At 36.5% G+C, this 18,620-nt stretch carries 14 protein-coding genes; 10 read left to right on the top strand and 4 right to left on the bottom strand.

Annotation, left to right across the window (positions count from 1 at the left end; translation table 11 throughout):
• The first annotated feature begins 135 nt into the window (after positions 1-135).
• Positions 136-1,155 carry a sensor histidine kinase gene (locus LKL37_RS20250; RefSeq protein WP_431612241.1) on the top strand — a complete coding sequence of 340 codons (1,020 nt, stop codon included), beginning with the start codon at positions 136-138 and terminating at the stop codon, positions 1,153-1,155.
• Complete coding sequence (locus LKL37_RS20245) at positions 1,148-1,825, top strand: LytR/AlgR family response regulator transcription factor (protein ID WP_431612240.1); 678 nt, start codon at positions 1,148-1,150, stop codon at positions 1,823-1,825. Before LKL37_RS20250 ends, LKL37_RS20245 begins: the two co-directional genes overlap by 8 nt.
• Before the next feature lie 52 nt (positions 1,826-1,877).
• Here the strand turns inward: LKL37_RS20245 and LKL37_RS20240 are convergent, their stop codons facing one another.
• Positions 1,878-4,145 (bottom strand): aconitate hydratase, encoded by a 2,268-nt coding sequence (locus LKL37_RS20240; protein ID WP_431612239.1) that lies wholly within the window; start codon positions 4,143-4,145, stop codon positions 1,878-1,880.
• Positions 4,146-4,462: 317 nt separating this feature from the next.
• On the bottom strand, positions 4,463-7,246 hold the full coding sequence (locus LKL37_RS20235; protein ID WP_431612238.1) for a bifunctional aconitate hydratase 2/2-methylisocitrate dehydratase: 2,784 nt from the start codon (positions 7,244-7,246) through the stop codon (positions 4,463-4,465).
• A gap of 286 nt (positions 7,247-7,532) precedes the next feature.
• Between LKL37_RS20235 and LKL37_RS20230 the strand changes: the two genes are divergently transcribed.
• The 8 genes from LKL37_RS20230 to LKL37_RS20195 all read left to right on the top strand — a co-directional run bounded on the left by LKL37_RS20230 (position 7,533) and on the right by LKL37_RS20195 (position 17,083).
• Entirely contained in the window at positions 7,533-8,303 is a 771-nt protein-coding gene (locus LKL37_RS20230; protein WP_431612237.1) for a WG repeat-containing protein, read from the top strand.
• 345 nt (positions 8,304-8,648) lie between these two features.
• The gene (locus tag LKL37_RS20225; protein WP_431612236.1) at positions 8,649-10,766 is read left to right on the top strand and encodes a TonB-dependent receptor; all 2,118 of its coding nucleotides are present in this window, start codon (positions 8,649-8,651) and stop codon (positions 10,764-10,766) included.
• Between the two features lie 218 nt (positions 10,767-10,984).
• Entirely contained in the window at positions 10,985-11,737 is a 753-nt protein-coding gene (locus LKL37_RS20220; RefSeq protein ID WP_431612235.1) for a hypothetical protein, read from the top strand.
• Complete coding sequence (locus LKL37_RS20215) at positions 11,725-12,267, top strand: acyl-CoA thioesterase (protein WP_105702355.1); 543 nt, start codon at positions 11,725-11,727, stop codon at positions 12,265-12,267. The genes LKL37_RS20220 and LKL37_RS20215 overlap by 13 nt, the downstream gene beginning before the upstream one ends.
• A gap of 160 nt (positions 12,268-12,427) precedes the next feature.
• Complete coding sequence (locus tag LKL37_RS20210) at positions 12,428-13,357, top strand: 2-hydroxyacid dehydrogenase (protein ID WP_431612234.1); 930 nt, start codon at positions 12,428-12,430, stop codon at positions 13,355-13,357.
• 178 nt (positions 13,358-13,535) lie between these two features.
• On the top strand, positions 13,536-14,798 hold the full coding sequence (locus LKL37_RS20205; RefSeq protein WP_431612233.1) for a serine hydrolase domain-containing protein: 1,263 nt from the start codon (positions 13,536-13,538) through the stop codon (positions 14,796-14,798).
• A gap of 25 nt (positions 14,799-14,823) precedes the next feature.
• Complete coding sequence (locus LKL37_RS20200) at positions 14,824-16,626, top strand: Ig-like domain-containing protein (protein ID WP_431612232.1); 1,803 nt, start codon at positions 14,824-14,826, stop codon at positions 16,624-16,626.
• 4 nt (positions 16,627-16,630) lie between these two features.
• Positions 16,631-17,083 carry a heme-binding domain-containing protein gene (locus tag LKL37_RS20195; RefSeq protein WP_431612231.1) on the top strand — a complete coding sequence of 151 codons (453 nt, stop codon included), beginning with the start codon at positions 16,631-16,633 and terminating at the stop codon, positions 17,081-17,083.
• A gap of 109 nt (positions 17,084-17,192) precedes the next feature.
• Here LKL37_RS20195 and LKL37_RS20190 read toward each other — a convergent pair whose 3' ends face one another.
• Positions 17,193-17,705: an NUDIX hydrolase gene (locus tag LKL37_RS20190; RefSeq protein WP_431612230.1), complete on the bottom strand. Its 513-nt coding sequence runs from the start codon at positions 17,703-17,705 to the stop codon at positions 17,193-17,195.
• Positions 17,702-18,616 (bottom strand): site-specific tyrosine recombinase XerD, encoded by a 915-nt coding sequence (gene xerD / locus LKL37_RS20185; RefSeq protein ID WP_431612229.1) that lies wholly within the window; start codon positions 18,614-18,616, stop codon positions 17,702-17,704. Before xerD ends, LKL37_RS20190 begins: the two co-directional genes overlap by 4 nt.
• Between the last annotated feature and the right edge of the window lie 4 nt (positions 18,617-18,620).

The following is an 18,620-nucleotide window of genomic DNA, read 5'->3' as shown; positions in this document are numbered from 1 at the left end:
ATAGGAAGAGCCTTTGATTGGAAATAGCGTTTAGACGAAGCCTGGGATTATGCATGTCAAAATAGTTTCGTCGGGAAAAAACAGGTTTTTGTCGAAAAGGGTTGATGAATTGTGTGTATAGATTTATATTTGAATATGAATAAAAAGCAAATTATCTGGCTTCAGATTTTTTATTGGAGTTTCAATTTTATAGGAAACAACATTACCCCTTATTTCTTTTTTCCTGAGCGAAGAGGATTTGAAACGTATGTGCTGAACTTTACCTATTTTATTACTGAAATTTCTACTTTTTATCTTTTGTATCTGGTTATTATTCCGAAAGTATTAAATCTGGAGAAACTTTATTCTGCTGTGTTAGTTTTTTTGATCTCTATTTTAAGTTTTGGTGTCATTCGCTATGGAATTGAAGAAGTGCTGCTTCCTATTACTCTTGGATTCAGAAATTATAATAAAGATACCGGACTTTTATATTATTTGACAGATAATATCTACAATGCATCATTGACCGTTTTCATTGCAGGAATTTTGTGGATCGTAGAGAAATATGGTGTTGCCGAAAATGATAAAAAGCAACTTCTGATTGAAAAGAAACAGGCAGAACTTCAGGCGTTGAAAACCCAGATCAACCCTCATTTTATTTTTAATTCATTGAATAATATCTATTCCCTGGTCTATCAAAAATCGGATAAAGCACTTCCTGCCATTGAGGAACTTGGACAATTGCTGAGGTACAGCACAAAAGATCTTGAAAAAGACTCGATTTCTCTGGATAAGGAAATTGGATATATTGACAGTTTAATTGCATTGGAAAAACTTAGAATCAGAAATCCTGAACTGTTGAGTATACTAAAAGATATTCAGCATCCACAGCTTAAAATTTCTCCAATGCTGTTGGTTCCTTTTGTTGAGAATGCATTTAAACATGGTGATTTTCGTGATAAAGGTTTTGAAATGAAAATTTCAGATCATGATAAGGTTCTGCATTTTTATCTTTTAAATTTTAAAACACAGAAAATGAAAGATACCGTTTCAGGAATAGGAATCCAGAATGTGAAAAAAAGGCTGGAAATTTTATATCCTAAGCATCAGCTTGACATCAAAGATTCGGAGACGGAATTTATTGTAGATTTAAAAATTGATTTACGGGATGAATAAGATAAAATGCATCATTGTGGATGACGAACCACTGGCCATCTCTCTTCTTGAACACTATGTAGAAAAAACACCTTTTCTTGAACTTGTTTTTTCTACAGAAAACCCGATTCTTGCTTTAGAATATCTTCAGAAAAATGATTCCGACCTCATCTTTCTGGATATTCAGATGCCGGAGCTTACGGGAATCAATTTTATGAAAATTGTAGGATCTGATCAAAAGTACATTCTGACAACAGCTTATTCAGAATATGCATTGGAAGGTTATGAGCATAATGTTGTGGATTACCTTTTAAAGCCAATTTCATTCGAAAGATTCCAAAAGAGCGTATTAAAGGTTCAGGAGCGGTTTTCCTTTCCACAGGAGGAAAATACCCATTTCTTTGTGAAATCCTCTGGGCAGAGGCATCGTATCGGCTTTCATGAAATTCTCTATGTAGAAAGTATCAAAGACTACGTCAATATCCGGACAGAAAATGATGAGTTTATCGTTCTGGATACTCTTAAATCAATGGAAAGCCAGCTTTCTGAAAGGTTTGTCCGGATTCATAAATCTTTTATTGTCAATTTGGATAAAATCAAAAGTATCGGGGCTAAAAAAGTAATTCTTCCCGAGTATGAAATTCCTATTGGGGAAAGCTATAGAGCAGGTCTTTTGGATAAATTAAAATAAAAAGACGACTTCCAATGAAGCCGCCTTTATATAATTAATCTAACAATTAATCTTATTTTTCCTGTTGTTTGATCAGATTCAGGGCAGAACCAGCTTTAAACCAATCAATTTGCTGATCGTTGTAAGTGTGGTTAGCCATAATGATGTCTTTAGTTCCGTTTGCATGAACGAATTCTAAAGTAAGTTGTTTTCCTGGGGCAAACTGGTCAAGATCTAAGAAGTTAACCGTGTCATCTTCCTGGATTTTATCATAATCTGCCTCATTAGCGAAAGTGATTCCAAGCATACCTTGTTTTTTAAGGTTGGTTTCGTGGATTCTCGCAAATGATTTTACCAATACAGCTTTCACACCAAGGTGTCTAGGCTCCATTGCAGCGTGCTCTCTTGAAGAACCTTCACCGTAGTTCTGATCTCCTACAACAATTGTTGGAACGCCTGCCGCTTTGTAAGCTCTTTGTACAGCCGGAACTTCACCGTATTCACCGGTTAATTCATTTTTAACTTTATTGGTTTCCATGTTGTAAGCATTTACAGCTCCAATCAACATGTTATTTGAAATATTGTCTAAGTGACCTCTGTATTTCAACCATGGTCCAGCCATAGAAATATGGTCGGTGGTACATTTTCCGAAAGCTTTGATCAATACTTTAGCTCCTTCAATGTTTTTACCATCCCAGGCCGGGAATTCCTCTAATAACTGAAGTCTGTCTGAAGTAGGGCTTACGTTCACAACAACGCTTGAACCATCTTCAGATGGAGCCTGATATCCGTTGTCATCTACCGCGAATCCTTTTGAAGGAAGTTCGTAACCTTTAGGCTCGCCAAGTTTTACCTGCTCACCAGCTTCATTAGTTAATGTATCAGTAATCGGGTTGAAGTCTAATCTACCTGAGATTGCCACAGCAGCTACCATTTCAGGAGAAGCTACGAATGCGTGGGTATTTGGGTTACCGTCAGCTCTTTTGGCGAAGTTTCTGTTGAAAGAGTGAATAATAGAGTTTTTCTCTCCTTTTTCAGCACCTTCTCTGTCCCATTGTCCGATACATGGTCCACAAGCATTAGTAAAAATTCTTGCGTTTTCAAATTTTCTGAAAGAATCTAAGAAACCATCTCTTTCCGCTGTGAATTTCACTTGTTCAGAACCAGGATTGATTCCTAGAATTGCTTTAGGTTTTACTCCTTTAGATACAGCATCTTCTACAATTGACGCTGCTCTTGATAAATCTTCATAAGAAGAGTTGGTACAAGAACCGATAAGAGCCCACTCAACTTCTAAAGGCCACCCGTTGGCTTCAGCTTTAGCTCTGAATTCAGCAACTGGAGTTGCTAAGTCCGGAGTGAAAGGTCCGTTTAAGTGAGGAGTCAGTTCAGAAAGGTTAATTTCTATTAATTGATCGAAATATTGTTCTGGATTAGCATATACTTCAGCATCACCTGTTAGGTGCTCAGCAATTTTATCAGCGGCATCTACTACATCCTGTCTTCCTGTAGCGGAAAGATATCTTCTCATAGAATCATCGTATCCGAAAGTAGAAGTTGTAGCTCCGATTTCAGCACCCATGTTACAGATTGTACCTTTACCAGTTGCAGATAGAGATTCAGCACCTTCACCGAAATATTCTACGATGCATCCTGTACCTCCTTTTACAGTAAGGATTCCCGCTACTTTTAAGATAACATCTTTTGCAGAAGTCCATCCGCTCATTTTACCGGTTAATTTTACTCCGATAAGTTTAGGCATTTTAAGCTCCCACGCCATTCCTGCCATTACATCTACCGCATCTGCACCTCCTACACCGATCGCTACCATTCCCAGTCCTCCTGCATTTACCGTATGAGAGTCAGTACCGATCATCATTCCTCCAGGGAATGCATAATTTTCCAGTACAACCTGGTGAATGATACCTGCTCCCGGCTTCCAGAATCCAATTCCGTATTTATCACATACAGAGCTAAGGAAGTTGAATACCTCAGAGTTTTTGTTGATCCCTTCCTGTAAGTCTTTGTCAGCACCTACTTTTGCCTGGATCAGGTGGTCAGCATGAGCAGTGGAAGGAACAGCTACTTTAGTTTTTCCTGCCTGCATGAATTGTAAAAGTGCCATCTGTGCAGTGGCATCCTGCATCGCAACTCTGTCTGGTGCGAAGTCTACATAAGAGTTTCCTCTTTCATATTCTTGTGTAGCATTTCCCTCCCAAAGGTGGGTGTAAAGAATTTTTTCTGAAAGGGTAAGAGGTTTTCCCACGATTTGTCTTGCTGCAGCAATTCTTTCCGGGTAACGCTCGTACACCTTTTTGATCATATCAATATCAAAAGTCATATCTTAATTTAGTTTTGTTCTTTTTCCGTTATGGCTTCTTTTTCTACTATAGAAAAAGAAAAATCACTTTTTTATATATCAAAAAACGTTCCTATAATCTATAAACAGGGGTGTTTCTGACTTCAAAATCAATAGATTTTATAACTTTCAATTTAAGAAAAATTAGAATTTATTTTCCGGATTTTATCGAAAAAAAAACGTAACTATCTTAAAATAGAAACGTTCTAAACAAAAAATTGGAAGATTTTAAATCCTTAAGGATCAAAATCTTCCAATTATATAGTTTCTAATAGTCTTGCGACTAATTTATCAATCTCTTAGTGAGCGCTTGTACTTGTCAATTCTTTAATAGAAGGAACAAAAGTAGTAAGGTCAATACCTTCAACTGCGGCTTTATACTCATCAATGTTAGGAATTCTTCCGATAATCGCAGAAAGAACAACAACCGGAGTTGAAGCCAATAGAGATTCTCCTTTTTTACGTTCAGAATCTTCCACTACTCTTCCCTGGAAAAGACGGGTAGAAGTAGCTAAAACAGTATCTCCTTTAGCTGCTTTTTCCTGGTTACCCATACAGAGGTTACATCCAGGACGCTCAAGGTACATTACGTTTTTGTATTCAACACGAGCTTCTCCTTTTGGAGCATTGTCATCAAATTCAAAAGCTGAATATTTTTCTAGTAATTCCCAGTCACCTTCTGCCTTTAATTCATCAATGATGTTATAAGTAGGTGCTGCTACAACAAGAGGAGCGCTAAATTCTACTTTTCCTTGTTGTTTTTCAATATTTCTAAGCATTTGAGAAACAATCTTAAGGTCACCTTTGTGAACCATACAAGATCCTACGAAACCAAGGTCTACTTTTTTCTCACCTCCATAGTAAGAAAGATCTCTGATGGTATCGTGAGTATATCTTTTGGATACATCGTCGTTGTTTACATCCGGGTCAGCAATCATTGGTTCAACGATTACATCAAGATCTACAACTACTTCAGCATAATATTTAGCGTTAGCATCCGGAGTCAAACCTGGTTTTTCACCTGATCTGATCTCTGCAATTCTTTTGTTTGCTTTGTCAATTAATCCCTGAAGAACTTTATTGTGGTTATCCATACCCTTGTCAATCATGATCTGGATTCTGCCTTTTGCAATTTCCAGTGATTCAATCAAGGTATTGTCTTCAGAAATATTGATAGAGGCTTTTGCCTTCATCTCAGCAGTCCAGTCTGTAAATGTAAATGCCTGGTCAGCAGGAAGTGTTCCAATGTGAACCTCAATAATTCTACCCTGGAATACGTTTTCTCCTCCAAATTGCTTCAACATCTGAGCCTGAGTTGCATGAACCACATCACGGAAATCCATGTGTTCTTTCATGTTTCCTTTGAATGTTACTTTTACAGATTCCGGAATTGGCATTGATGCTTCACCAGTAGCTAATGCAAGAGCAACCGTTCCAGAGTCAGCTCCGAAAGCTACTCCTTTAGACATTCTTGTGTGAGAGTCACCTCCAATGATGATTGCCCACTCATCTACAGTGATGTCGTTAAGAACCTTGTGGATAACGTCAGTCATTGCGTGGTATTCACCTTTCGGGTCACGGGCTGTAATCAAACCGAACTCGTTCATGAATTTCATCAGTTTCGGAATGTTAGCCTGAGCTTTTTTATCCCAAACTGAAGCCGTGTGGCATCCTGACTGGTAAGCACCGTCAACAATTGGAGAAATTACCGTTGCTGCCATGGATTCAAGCTCCTGAGAAGTCATAAGACCTGTCGTATCCTGAGATCCAACGATGTTTACCTGTACACGAACGTCAGAACCTGCGTGTAAAACTTTTCCTGGTGTAGTTCCAACAGCATTTCTGTTGAATATTTTTTCTACAGCTGTAAGTCCTTGTCCTTCGTGAGAAATTTCTTTTGATGGAGCAAAAACAGCAGGAGCTTCAACTCCTAAAAGCTGAGCTGCAAATGTCTGTAGTTTTTTACCAAATACGATAGCATAAGAACCTCCCGCTTTGATGAACTCCATTTTTTGCGGAGTGAAAGATTTAGTAAGGTCGATCAATTCCTTATCTCCGTTATATAATTTCTTTTCTTTTGTATTAATCGTTAAAACAGTTCCTGTAGCTACTGAATAAGCTTCTTCAAGAACGATGTCTCCATTTTCGTTACGAATTGGGTTACCGTTTTCGTCAACTTTCTTTACCCAGTTTTTAAGGTCAACACCAATACCTCCGGTAACGTCTACTGTTGTAAGGAAGATTGGTGAAATACCGTTTGTTCCTCCTACAATTGGAGCAATGTTTACGAATGGTACATATGGGCTAGCCTGTTTTCCTGTCCAAAGAGCAACGTTGTTTACTCCGGACATTCTTGATGAACCTACACCCATTGTTCCTTTTTCAGCGATAAGCATCACACTTGCGTCAGGATGCTTTGCCTGTAAAGCTTTGATTTCTTCCTGAGCCTGAGGAGTGATCATACATTTACCATGAAGTTCACGGTCTGATCTTGAGTGTGCCTGATTACCAGGAGAAAGTAAATCTGTAGAGATGTCTCCTTCACCAGCGATAAATGTTACTACTTTAATTTCTTCAGCAACTTCAGGAAGTTTTGTGAAAAACTCTGCTTTTGCATAGCTTTCAAGAATTTCTTTTGCGATTGCGTTTCCGCTTTCGAAAGCTTCTTTCAGACGGGTAGTGTCTGCTTCGTAAAGGAAAACCTGTGTTTTAAGAACGTTTGCCGCTTCTTTAGCAATAGCTGTGTCATTACCTAAAGCAAGATCAAGCAATACTTCAATAGAAGGTCCGCCTTTCATGTGAGATAACAATTCGAAGGCATATGCAGGGGAAATTTCTTCTACTACGGATTCACCTAGAATAATTTCTTTTAAAAATTTTGCTTTCACACCTGCAGCACTTGTAGTACCAGGCAGTGTGTTGTAAATGAAAAACTTAAGAGAATCTGATCGGTCAGCATTACCTGAATCTTTTATTTGCAAAATGATTTCGCTTAGTAATTCAGCCCCGTCAATTGGCTTTGGATGAAGCCCCTGGGTTTTTCTTTCTTCAATCTCTTTGATGTAATCCTTATAAATATTCATAATAGAAGGTCTTTCAACATTAAAGGTAGGCCTGCTTCGTCTTTACCGGTCTGTATAAAACAGTTAATGACATTTTGAGTTTTCGCATTTTGACGCAACATTAACCGAATAAAGTCAGCATAATCTACACTTTCTTAAAAGTTTTTTAAAATTATCAAACAATTCAAAATGTTCCCAAAATTACGAAATTTTACTATTTTATGGAGATGAAATTATTTAGATTCTTTATAAATATGTATTTTATAATATCTATTTTTGGTCGTACTTTTGCAAGCATATGGTGAATATGAAAAATATACTGACAGTTTTATGCATTTTTACTTCGCTTTTCACTTTTTCACAGACAAAATCTGTTAAGAAAATTCCAGTGAAGAAAGGTGCGAAAACCACTATTTCAAAAGGGACTGCAGCTAATAAGCCTAACCCTGATCTGGTGATAATCAATAAAGATCTTCCGGTTTTGATTCCTAAAAAGAAAGGAGATCAGTTCGGGTATGTGAACCAGAACGGAAAATTTATTATTCAGCCGGAATATCATATTGCCGTGTTTTTTTATGAAGACTGCAATCTATTGAATTCACCCAATGAAAAAGTCAGAAAATTTGGAACAAAAAACTATGCTACCGTAGAAAAAGATATGATTTCTTACCGCATAGATCAGTCCGGAAAGAGAGTGTATCAATTCAAAGATGCAGACTTTGGTAAATGTAAATTTGAAGAATATAAACAGCAGTTATTTCAGGCTTACACTTTGAACGGCTTTTACGGAATTATCGAAAAATCAAAATTTGTCAACGCTGCAGATTACAGGCAGTTTCAGATCTACCCTCAGTACCAGTATCTGTATATCATGGAAGGTGATGATGTGGGCAGTCCAATGATTGTTGCTTCCAATAATGATAAATTTGGAGTGATTGACGTTAACAATAAAATCATTATTCCATTCGAATATGCGAATATCAAAAGAAATTTCAGCTGGAAGCTTGGTAAGATGTTTGAAGTGACCAAAGATGGATCAAATTACTATTATGTTGACTCAAATAATAAGACTTACTAAAGAATTATAAATGATGAATTATGAATGATGAATGATGAATGATTTATTTGATAACTCCTATTTTTAGTAGCATTTTCCTCATCCCGTAACCCAATATCCTGCAACTCATAGCCCGAATTTTAATTCATATATTTTTTGTAATTTCGCGACTGAAATAAAGGGGTGCTTTAACAGGCTGAGATTATACCCAATGAACCTGGAACAGGTAATGCTGTTTAGGGAACCATTTAAATAATTGATAGATGATTCGTGATAAATGATCGATAACCATCAGTTATCATTTACCATTTAGTCAATTATCTCATAATCACCCCTTTTATTCATTAAATGTCAAAGATTTATAGAATGAAAGGATTATTTTTTTTAGGGCTTAGCGTAGGCTCTGTGGCCTTTATCCAGGCTCAGAATAAGGATTCTCTGAAAATCAGGGAAATAGAAGCCGTCAACTTTACCAAAAGACTTCCGGTAGCAAAGGAAATCATCAATGTACAGAAAGATTTAGACGGGAAAAATTTAGGACAGGATCTTCCTATTCTTTTAAAAAATCAAACCTCTGTGATCTCCACATCAGATGCGGGAAACGGAGTAGGATATACCGGTTTTAGAATTCGTGGAGTTTCGGGATCTGCCATTAATGTAATGATGAATGGCGTTCCGTACAACGATTCTGAAAGTCAGGGAACATTTTTTGTCAACGTTCCGGATTTAACAAGCTCTACGTCACAGATTGTTATTCAAAGAGGGGTGGGAACCTCCAATAATGGTGTTTCTGCTTTCGGAGCAAGTATTAATGTACTTTCTAAAGATCCGGATGAGAAGTTTTATTTTAAAACGGATGACAGCTACGGATCATTTAATACCTATAAATATTCTGCTGAAATAGGTTCCGGAAAATTCTGGAAAAACCGACTTTCTGTAATGGGACGATATACGCATATTCACTCTGATGGATATATCGACAGAGCTTCATCCAATTTGCATTCCTATAACTTCACAGCTCTGTTCGAAGAAGGAAATACGAAAATACGTTTAATGGCTTTTGGAGGAAAAGAAAAAACCTATCAGGCATGGAACGGGATTGACCGTAAAACCTGGGAGACTGATCCTAAATTTAATATTTCCGGAGCGATTTATGACACCAATTGGGAGAAAATCGTGGGTTTCTATGATAATGAAACGGATAATTACAGACAAAATCATTATCAGTTGCTTTGGGAACAGAAGTTCAGTGACCGCTGGAATCTGGAAACTACATTTCACTATACGAAAGGAAGAGGGTATTACGAAAATTACAAACAGGGAGATCCCTTTTCAAGATATAATCTGCCAGATATAACAGAAGGCGGACAGATTATAAAATCTTCAGATTTTATCAGAAAAAAATGGCTGAATAACGATTTCTACGGAATGGTTTCCACGCTTTACGGAAAGTTTGAAAATCTGGATATGAATTTTGGAGCTGTAGTCAATCAATATTATGGAAGACATTATGGAAATGTTACTGGTGTATTTTTGCCTCAGATTGATGAGAGTGAATATTACAGAAACCGTTCCGTAAAGAATGAAGTATCAGGTTTTGCAAAAGCTTTACTGAGAGTAGATAATTTTGAGTTTTTTGGTGATTTGCAGCTTAGAAAAATCAACTACAATACTAAAATCCTGACGGCAGGTGATGGTGAAGGAGCCGATTTAAGCAAAAACTGGCTGTTCTTTAATCCAAAAGCTGGTGTGAACTACAGAATTGAAGGCGGAAAAGTATTCTTGTCATACGCGCATGCACACCGTGAGCCAAACAGGGATGATTTGATGGCCAATAACGATGTAAAAGCTGAAAAACTTCATGATTTTGAGGCTGGTTTTGAAAAGCAATTCGGGATTGTATCATTTACTGCGAATGTTTACTATATGTATTACGTCAATCAGCTGGTTTTGAACGGAGAACTTAATAATGTAGGAGCGTTCATCAGAACAAATTCTGGGAAGAGCTACAGAAGAGGTGTTGAGGTTGGAGCATTGGCAAAATTGTCTAAACAATGGGAGGTTTCAGGAAACGTAACACTAAGCCAGAACAGAAACCAGGATTTTAATATTCAAAATGGAGATATTCCTAAGAGTCTGGGAAACACACAGATTTCATTTTCTCCGAATGTAATTGCTAATTTGAGTTTGAAATTTAATCCTACAAAGAATTTCCAGTTTGTTTTAATGAACCAATATGTTGGGAAACAATACCTGGATAACACAGAGGATGCAAACCTGCAGCTTAAGGATTATTTCCTGACGGATTTCAATGCTCAATATCAGTTTAAAATAGCCAATAATGAAATTGCATTAAAACTGTTGGTGAATAACCTTTTCAACAAGAAATATGTGAACAACGGATCGGTATATGAAGGACAGCCGTATTATTTTTCACAGGCAGGAACAAACTTTATGTTTGGAGTGAGTTGGAAAATTCAATAATTGACGAAGATAGAAATGCAAAATCATAAGTACAAATTTGTCCTTTTGCTTTTTAGCTGTTTTTTCTTTCAAATAGTAAAAGTAAAGCTCTTAAAAAGAGATTTAAATAATCGTATTCCTGTTTTAATACAGAATAATCAAAAGACTGCTCCGGCAGTCTTTTTTATATCCGTTAAATATTACAAAAAGTCATGAAAAAGTTATAAATTTGCTGCCAAATGAATATTTCAGCATACATTTTAGAATATTTAAAACAATTTGGAACTGTCACGGTTCCAGGCTTTGGGGTGTTTTCACTGAAGAATTCTAAGGCCATTATTAATTCCGAAAACGGAAGTATCTTACCTCCGGCAAGTCAGATTGAATTTACAATAGACTACGAAGTGAAGACTGAAGATCTTACTGCTTTTATTGCACAGCAAAAACAGATGTCCTTAGAAGCTTCAAGAAGTGATCTGAAGATCCAGACCGATTTTTGGAAGAAAAAACTTCAGGCCGAGCAGATTCTTGAAATTCAAAACCTTGGAACAGTCTTCATTGAAGAAGGGCATACCCATTTCAAGGGAAAAAGAATAGAATCAGGAGGTCCGGACTTTTATGGATTGGAAGAAATCAGATTTTCAGATATCAATAACGGAGAAAAAGTGAATACCACAGTGAATCGTGAAAAGGATTTTAAATTCAAAAAAACAATTCTTTGGATTTTCCTTTTGATCATTCCGGTTCTGGGAATTTTATATCTGGCATTTGCTCAGCAGGAACTTCTTTTTGGTAAGAAGTCTTTCAATAAAGTTTCTGTACAGACCTCTACCCACAGAATCGTAAAAGATACGATCAAAGTGATGGTACATACTCCGGAAACTTCTGTTTCAGATTCTTTGAAAAAAGATTCACTTGTAAAACCTGCCGGCAAAGCAACACAATCTGCACCGGCTGTCCCAAACAACACTAAGACTAGATGGCAAAAATAAAAAAAGCGTCAGAATCTCTGACCATTATGACTAATATCGTTCTTCCGAACGAAACCAACTCTTTAAGAAACCTTTTTGGTGGTGAACTTTTAGCAAAAATGGACCGTTGTGCGTCTATTTCTGCAGCAAGACACTGTGAGAGAAGAGTTGTAACAGCATCTGTAAACCACGTATCTTTCAATCACCCGATTCCGGAAGGCGGAGTAGTGGTATTGGAATCTAAAGTTTCCAGAGCATTCTCTACTTCTATGGAGGTGTATGTAGATGTATGGCTGGATGATCCGATTAATCAGAAGAAAATTCACACGAATGCCGGTATTTATACTTTCGTTGCAGTGGATGAATTCAACCGTCCGATTCCTATTCCGGAAATGATTCCTGAAACAGATGAAGAAAAAGAAAGATTTGCTGCAGCATTCCGTAGAAAAGAACTTTCATTAATTCTTTCCGGGAGAATGAAGCCTTTGGAATCTGTAGAGCTTAAAAAACTATTCCAGGAGCCACAGGAGTCTAAGAAAGACAAGAAATAGTATTTATACTTTATCAATAAAAATGCTTTTAAACTTTGCTGAGTGCTAACGCCTTTGCGAGCTTAAAAGCATTTGTTTTTTCAGAAATTTGCGAACTTTGCGGTAGAATAAAATTATAATCATTTAGGAATCTGTTCCTATCTCTAAAATTATTAATAAAATGAAGATACTTCTTTTAGATAAAAATCATCCTCTTATCACTGAACAGCTTTTGGCTCAGAATTTTATATTGGAAGAGGATTTTACGTCGTCTTATGATGAGGTTTGTAATAAAATTGGAAATTACGATGGAATTATCATCAGAAGCCGTATTCCGCTGGACAAAAACTTTCTGGAAAAAGGTAAGAATCTGAAGTTCATTGCAAGAGTAGGTGCCGGAATGGAAAACATTGACATCCCTGTTGCCGAAAAACTGGGAATTCAGCTGATCAATTCTCCGGAAGGAAACAGAGATTCTGTAGCAGAACACATGGTAGGAATGCTGCTTGTTATCATGAACAGACTTTTTATTGCTTCTCAGGAAGTGAAAAACGGGATCTGGAAGCGAGAAGAAAACAGAGGAGACGAGCTGTTGGGAAAAACAGTAGGATTGATCGGATATGGAAATATGGGAAAAGCTACTGCTAAAAGACTTTCAGGTTTTGGATGTAAGGTGATCTTTCATGATATACTTCCTGGTCTTTCTGATGAAAATGCAACACAGGTTTCATTAGAAGAATTGAAAGAACAGGCGCAGGTTTTAAGCTTACATATTCCTTTGACCTCTGAAACCCATTATCTTATTGATGAAACATTCATTGCAGAGATGAAAAACGATTTTTATTTTGTCAATACGGCAAGAGGAAAGAATGTAAAAACTAAAAGTTTAGTAGAAGGATTGAAGTCCGGAAAAATAAAAGGAACCTGCCTTGATGTATTGGAATATGAAAAGTCTTCTTTCGAAAATATTGAAGTAGAAAATGAAGATTTAAAATACCTTCTGGATTCTGAAAAAGCAATTGTAACACCGCATATTGCCGGCTGGACACATCAAAGTAAAGAAAAACTGGCTCAGTTTATTGTAGATAAAATTGTCGCTTCACATTGTTAGGTGAAGGAAATAAAAAAGCTAAAAAGGCGGATTTACAAAATGTGAATTCGCTTTTTTTATGATTTTGCCTCTCCAAATTTTACTTTTCCTCTTATTTATGTTAAATAATTCATAATATACCTCTCTTATTTATTATTTATTTTCGAGTTTTATTAAATTGCCGCTCATTTTGAAACTCATGACGACGCGTAATTTTGTACTTATCTTAACTGTTTTTTTATCAATATTTTCTTGTAAAAAGAAGTCTGAAACCAAAGAAGCTTCTGCCGAAAATACAACTAACCTTCCAAACTACGGAGCCGTAGATTTTGGAGATATTTTTACGAAAGGTGACGGACAGCTTTTGAACAGACAGACTACCGTAAGTTATATTGATCAGTATTACAAGAAAATCTGGGAAGCAGGAGACCTTAGTGGTGGAATTCTTGTAGCGAAAGGAGATGAAATTCTCTATGAAAATTACAGAGGTTTCGGAAGAGAAGGAAACCAGATGCCGATTGATAAAAATACCCCTCTGCATGTTGCTTCAGTTTCAAAGACATTGACGGCCATGGCAATGATGAAGCTGATTGAAGCCGGGAAGATCAAACTTACAGATCACCTTACTCAGTTTTTTCCGGGATTTCCTTATCCTAATGTTACCGTTCAGACTTTACTGGATCAAAGAAGCGGCCTTCCAAAATACGAATATTTTATTCCCAAAATACAGCCTGCACCAGCAGAGCTTTCCAAGCAGTTTATTACCAATGAGGATGTGCTGAATATGCTTATCAAATACAAACCTGAACTGGCAAGAGACACAGATACAGGATTTATGTATTGTAATACCAACTTTGCTTTATTGGCTTTACTGATCGAAAAAATAACAAAAACTCCTTTTCCTCAGGCGATGAAAGAAATGGTTTTCACTCCGTTGAAAATGAATAACACTTACATTTTCCAGGAAAAAGATATTCCTACGGCGTCACAGTCTTTCTATTACGGAGGAAACAAATTATATCCTTTAGACAGACTGGATCTTATTTATGGAGACAAAAATGTGTACACTACACCAAGAGATTTATACAATTTCTCAAAAGCAATGTTTTCTAAGAACTTCCTGAAACTGGAATTGATGCAGATGGTTTTCACTCCTTACAGCAATGAAAAAGCAGGAATGAATAACTATGGTTTAGGATTCAGAATGAAAATATTTGATAACGGGGAGAAACTGACTTACCACAACGGATGGTGGCATGGGACCAACTCAGTATTTGCACACCTTTTAAAATCTAAAGTGACCATTGTTGCTATTGGAAACAAATATTCAAACAAAGTATATACAGCTCTTGCTTTATCCGGATTATTCGAAGATTTTCCTTTACAAAAGGATAAGCTTCATACGGTAATGAATGACAATAAAGATAGTTTGAATTCCGGACAGGAAGTTTTTGGAGAATAATGTTTACTTTTGCTTAAACATTTTCATGAAAAGGTTTCTTTTATTATTCATTATCTGTTTTCTTGTACACTCATGTGCAAGGGTAGGATCTCCTGTCGGAGGGCCTAAAGATACATTAGCGCCAAGGTTTTTAAGTTCAAACATTGATACAACAAGAATTAATGTCAAAAGAGATATTCACGAACTTCGTCTGGATTTTGATGAATATGTGACATTGAAGGATGTCAATAAAAACCTGATTATTTCACCTCCAATTAAAGGTATAACAAGGATTCTTCCGTCCAATATTGCCAATAAGTTCATATTGATCCAATGGAAAGATACACTTCAGGCTAATACTACTTATAATTTCAATTTCGGAAACTCTATTGTTGATAATAACGAGTCCAATATATTAAGGTATTTCAATTTTGCTTTTTCTACAGGAGATAAGTTGGACGATCTTTATATCAGCGGTGAAGTAAAAGATGCGCTGGGTACTAAAAAGAAAGAGGCAACAACAACGGAAAATAAACTTGTGGTTGGATTGTATCAGGTAAAAGATACAATGAATTACAAGAAAAAGCCTTACTATATTACTAAAGTAGATGAGGATGGCTACTATGAATTGAACTATCTGACACCGGGTAAATATAAAATTATTGCTTTTGATGATGAGAACGGAAATTCTATGTATGATCCGGGAAAAGAAAAAGTAGGTTTCCAGAAAGATCCGATCAATGTTGATAAATCCATTTCAGGGCTGAATTTAAAAGTATATCCTTCTAAAAAGCCTGTGAAATATGCGGAAATGAAAGAAATTGCAGGAGGGATTTTAATGTCATTCGAAGGAAACCCTGAAGAAGTAAAAGTTCAGTCATTAAACGAGAAACTGAAGGATATCAAAATAACGCATAATCCGAAATCCGATTCTGTGAGAATCTGGTTTGATGCCGTAAAAGATGATGTAGGACAAACGGCGAATGAAAAGCTGGTATTCACTCATGATAAAGGCCCGAAAAAAGATAGTGCCTACAGCGTTTCTTTATTTTACCGATATAATAAAAAGAATGCAATGGATGTGGTTAGTGATAATGATGGAACGTCAATCGCTCCAAAAGCAGATCTAAAAATTGCATCAAACTATATTGTTGATAAAATTGATCCTTCAAAATGGACATTGAAGATTAAAGGAGACAGTTTAACAACATTACCATTCACAGCTAAGATCTCAGAAACGAATCCTTACCAGATTCAGGTTCAGTCAGATTTTGTGATGGGAAAAAGTTATGAGCTTACTGTTCCTAAGGAAACCGTATCTTCATTCTATGCAAAAAATACCCAATCAAAACGTTTCGATTTCGATGTTGCTAAAATAGATCAGTTTGGAAGTGTAGAATTCTCTATTTTGAATGCTCCGACTGCCAATTACTGGATTCAGATGATAGATTCTTCCGATAAAATTGCTTATCAGAAATATTTAAAAGGAGATAAAGTAAAGTTTGATATTCTAAAACCAGGCGAATACATTGTAAGAATACTGGTAGATAACAACGGAAATAAATATTGGGATGAAGCAGATTTCGCCAATGATATATTTGCTGAAGATGCCTATATTTTCTATAAAAAAGTGATCGTGAGAGGATTGTGGGAAACCAGAGAAGACTGGGATCTGAAGGATACCAGAACACTTGATAGTCCTAAGTCAGCAACAGGAACTCCGGCAGCGGCTTCTACCCCTGCTTCAGGATCGGAAACTCCACAGCCTGCTGTACCTGCTGCATCACAACCACCACAGTTGAAAAAAGAGTTTAAATCCGGTAATGCTGTTTTAACTCCGGTAAAGTAAGAAGATGGCTAAGAAAATCATATTCTGGATATTAGTGGGCTTTGCTCTGATTCAATTCTTTCCTATTGACAGGACTAATATGCCTGTTGATTCTGCCAAGAATTTTGTTGATGCCAGGAAAACACCCGAAAAGATTGCAACACTGCTTAAAAATGCATGCTATGATTGTCATTCCAATGAAACAGTCTATCCTAAATATGCTTTTATCGCGCCCGTTTCATGGTCTGTAAAAAGTCATGTGAATGAAGGCAGAGAGCATATTAACTTTTCTATCTGGGAAACTTATAATAAGGATCTGAAGCAGAATATGCTTTCGAAATCTATTCAGACTATACAAAGCAAGGCAATGCCAATGCCCGGCTATATTGTTTATCACAAAGAAGCCAATCTTTCAGATGCAGAAAGAGCATTGTTGATTCAGTATTTTGAAGATATGCTGAAGACTAAAACCTACTAGTTTCTATAATAATAAAAAAACTCCCGCAGATTTTATAAACCAAGCAGATTGTTAAAAAACAATGTTCTGCCTATGTATAAAATCTACGGGAGAATATATATTACCAAAATTATTTCTTTAAATAACTCTCGAAAAATCTCTTCTGAGAATCAAAAGCAATGTCCTCTAAATTGAGTTCCTGTAAAGGAATCCATACTGCTTCTGAGATCTCTGAGATCTCAAGATTTACCTCAAACTTTTCCGAAACATTATACTCGTAAAAGAGATCAATCGTATTGTAATCGATTTCTTTGTATTGATAGATGTTTGGAAGGCTGGTAAGGTATTTCAGGTTAGAAATATTGATATCAAGCTGAAGTTCTTCAAAAAGTTCTCTTTTACAAGTTTCCTCTGCGCTTTCTTTAGGGTCTACAAATCCTCCTGCAAGATCGAGTTTTCCTTTTTTAGGATCTCTGTTTCTTCGGGTAAGATAAACTTCGTCACCACATCTGATAACAACCGCTACAGCGCCTGCTACATTATTATACAGGGTAAAACCACATTCCGGACAGCTCCATTTTTTTTCGCCATCCCAATGTAAGGACTCTTTGCCACAGCTTGGGCAATATTTCAATATTTTCATTGAGCAATATTAATATTTCTCGGGTGATAACTCAAAATAACATCCCTTAATTCTTCTGTTTTCAGATGCGTATAGATTTCCGTTGTGGTAATACTGGAATGCCCCAGCATTTCCTGAATATAACGTAAATCTGCCCCATTTTGTAATAAATGCGTAGCAAAAGAATGTCTGAATGTGTGTGGAGATATTTTCTTGTTAACCCCTGCTTTATCTGTAAGTTCTTTAATAATAAGAAATACAATTACTCTGGACATAGATGTCCCACGGCTGTTCAAAAACAGAGTATCTTCATATTTCTTATTGATCTTACCTTTAGAGCGTACCTCTTTGATATAACTTTCAAGCATATCCGCAGTATAATCGGCCAAAGGAACAAAACGGGTTTTATTTCCTTTTCCGTTTACCTTGATATATTGCTCTTTAAAGTTGATATTGGAGATCTTCAGATCAATCAGTTCAGAAACACGAAGTCCACAACCATAAAGTACTTCTATGATGCAGTGGTTTCTTTTTCCGAGATCCGTATTCACCTCAATAGCAGCAATAATTTTGTTGATATCAGGAAGGCTTAAAGTATCAGGTAGGTATAATCCCAGTTTTGGGCCTTCAAGTAACGCCGCAGGATTGTCTTCTCGATATTCATCCTCAAGCAGAAATTTGAAAAAAGCTTTGATAGAAGATATCCATCTTGCTTGTGATCTCTCACTGAATTTCTGTTTGGAAAGATTGAAAATGTATTCCTGCAGGTTTTCGTAACCGATAGATTCTGGACCGACGTTTGCCAGATCTTCTTCTGCGTAATCTTTTAATTTTTTAATGTCCCGAACGTAAGCGTCGAGCGTGTTTTCTGAAAAATTTCTTTCGAAGCGAAGAAATATTTCAAAATCTTTGATCTTTTCATCCCAAGTCATTTGT

The organism is Chryseobacterium sp. 'Rf worker isolate 10', from assembly GCF_050753305.1.
Classification (GTDB): domain Bacteria; phylum Bacteroidota; class Bacteroidia; order Flavobacteriales; family Weeksellaceae; genus Chryseobacterium.
The sequence above is the reverse complement of the archived record's forward strand: the minus strand, read 5'-3'. Positions and strand labels throughout refer to the sequence as shown.

Excerpts from the sequence above, each read along its gene's own strand:
- LKL37_RS20250 (WP_431612241.1), top strand. The coding sequence starts at position 136 with ATGAATAAAAAGCAAATTATCTGGCTTCAGATTTTTTATTGGAGTTTC.
- LKL37_RS20245 (WP_431612240.1), top strand. The coding sequence starts at position 1,148 with ATGAATAAGATAAAATGCATCATTGTGGATGACGAACCACTGGCCATC.
- LKL37_RS20240 (WP_431612239.1), bottom strand. The coding sequence starts at position 4,145 with ATGACTTTTGATATTGATATGATCAAAAAGGTGTACGAGCGTTACCCG.
- LKL37_RS20235 (WP_431612238.1), bottom strand. The coding sequence starts at position 7,246 with ATGAATATTTATAAGGATTACATCAAAGAGATTGAAGAAAGAAAAACC.
- LKL37_RS20230 (WP_431612237.1), top strand. The coding sequence starts at position 7,533 with ATGAAAAATATACTGACAGTTTTATGCATTTTTACTTCGCTTTTCACT.
- LKL37_RS20225 (WP_431612236.1), top strand. The coding sequence starts at position 8,649 with ATGAAAGGATTATTTTTTTTAGGGCTTAGCGTAGGCTCTGTGGCCTTT.
- LKL37_RS20220 (WP_431612235.1), top strand. The coding sequence starts at position 10,985 with ATGAATATTTCAGCATACATTTTAGAATATTTAAAACAATTTGGAACT.
- LKL37_RS20215 (WP_105702355.1), top strand. The coding sequence starts at position 11,725 with ATGGCAAAAATAAAAAAAGCGTCAGAATCTCTGACCATTATGACTAAT.
- LKL37_RS20210 (WP_431612234.1), top strand. The coding sequence starts at position 12,428 with ATGAAGATACTTCTTTTAGATAAAAATCATCCTCTTATCACTGAACAG.
- LKL37_RS20205 (WP_431612233.1), top strand. The coding sequence starts at position 13,536 with ATGACGACGCGTAATTTTGTACTTATCTTAACTGTTTTTTTATCAATA.
- LKL37_RS20200 (WP_431612232.1), top strand. The coding sequence starts at position 14,824 with ATGAAAAGGTTTCTTTTATTATTCATTATCTGTTTTCTTGTACACTCA.
- LKL37_RS20195 (WP_431612231.1), top strand. The coding sequence starts at position 16,631 with ATGGCTAAGAAAATCATATTCTGGATATTAGTGGGCTTTGCTCTGATT.
- LKL37_RS20190 (WP_431612230.1), bottom strand. The coding sequence starts at position 17,705 with ATGAAAATATTGAAATATTGCCCAAGCTGTGGCAAAGAGTCCTTACAT.
- xerD (WP_431612229.1), bottom strand. The coding sequence starts at position 18,616 with ATGACTTGGGATGAAAAGATCAAAGATTTTGAAATATTTCTTCGCTTC.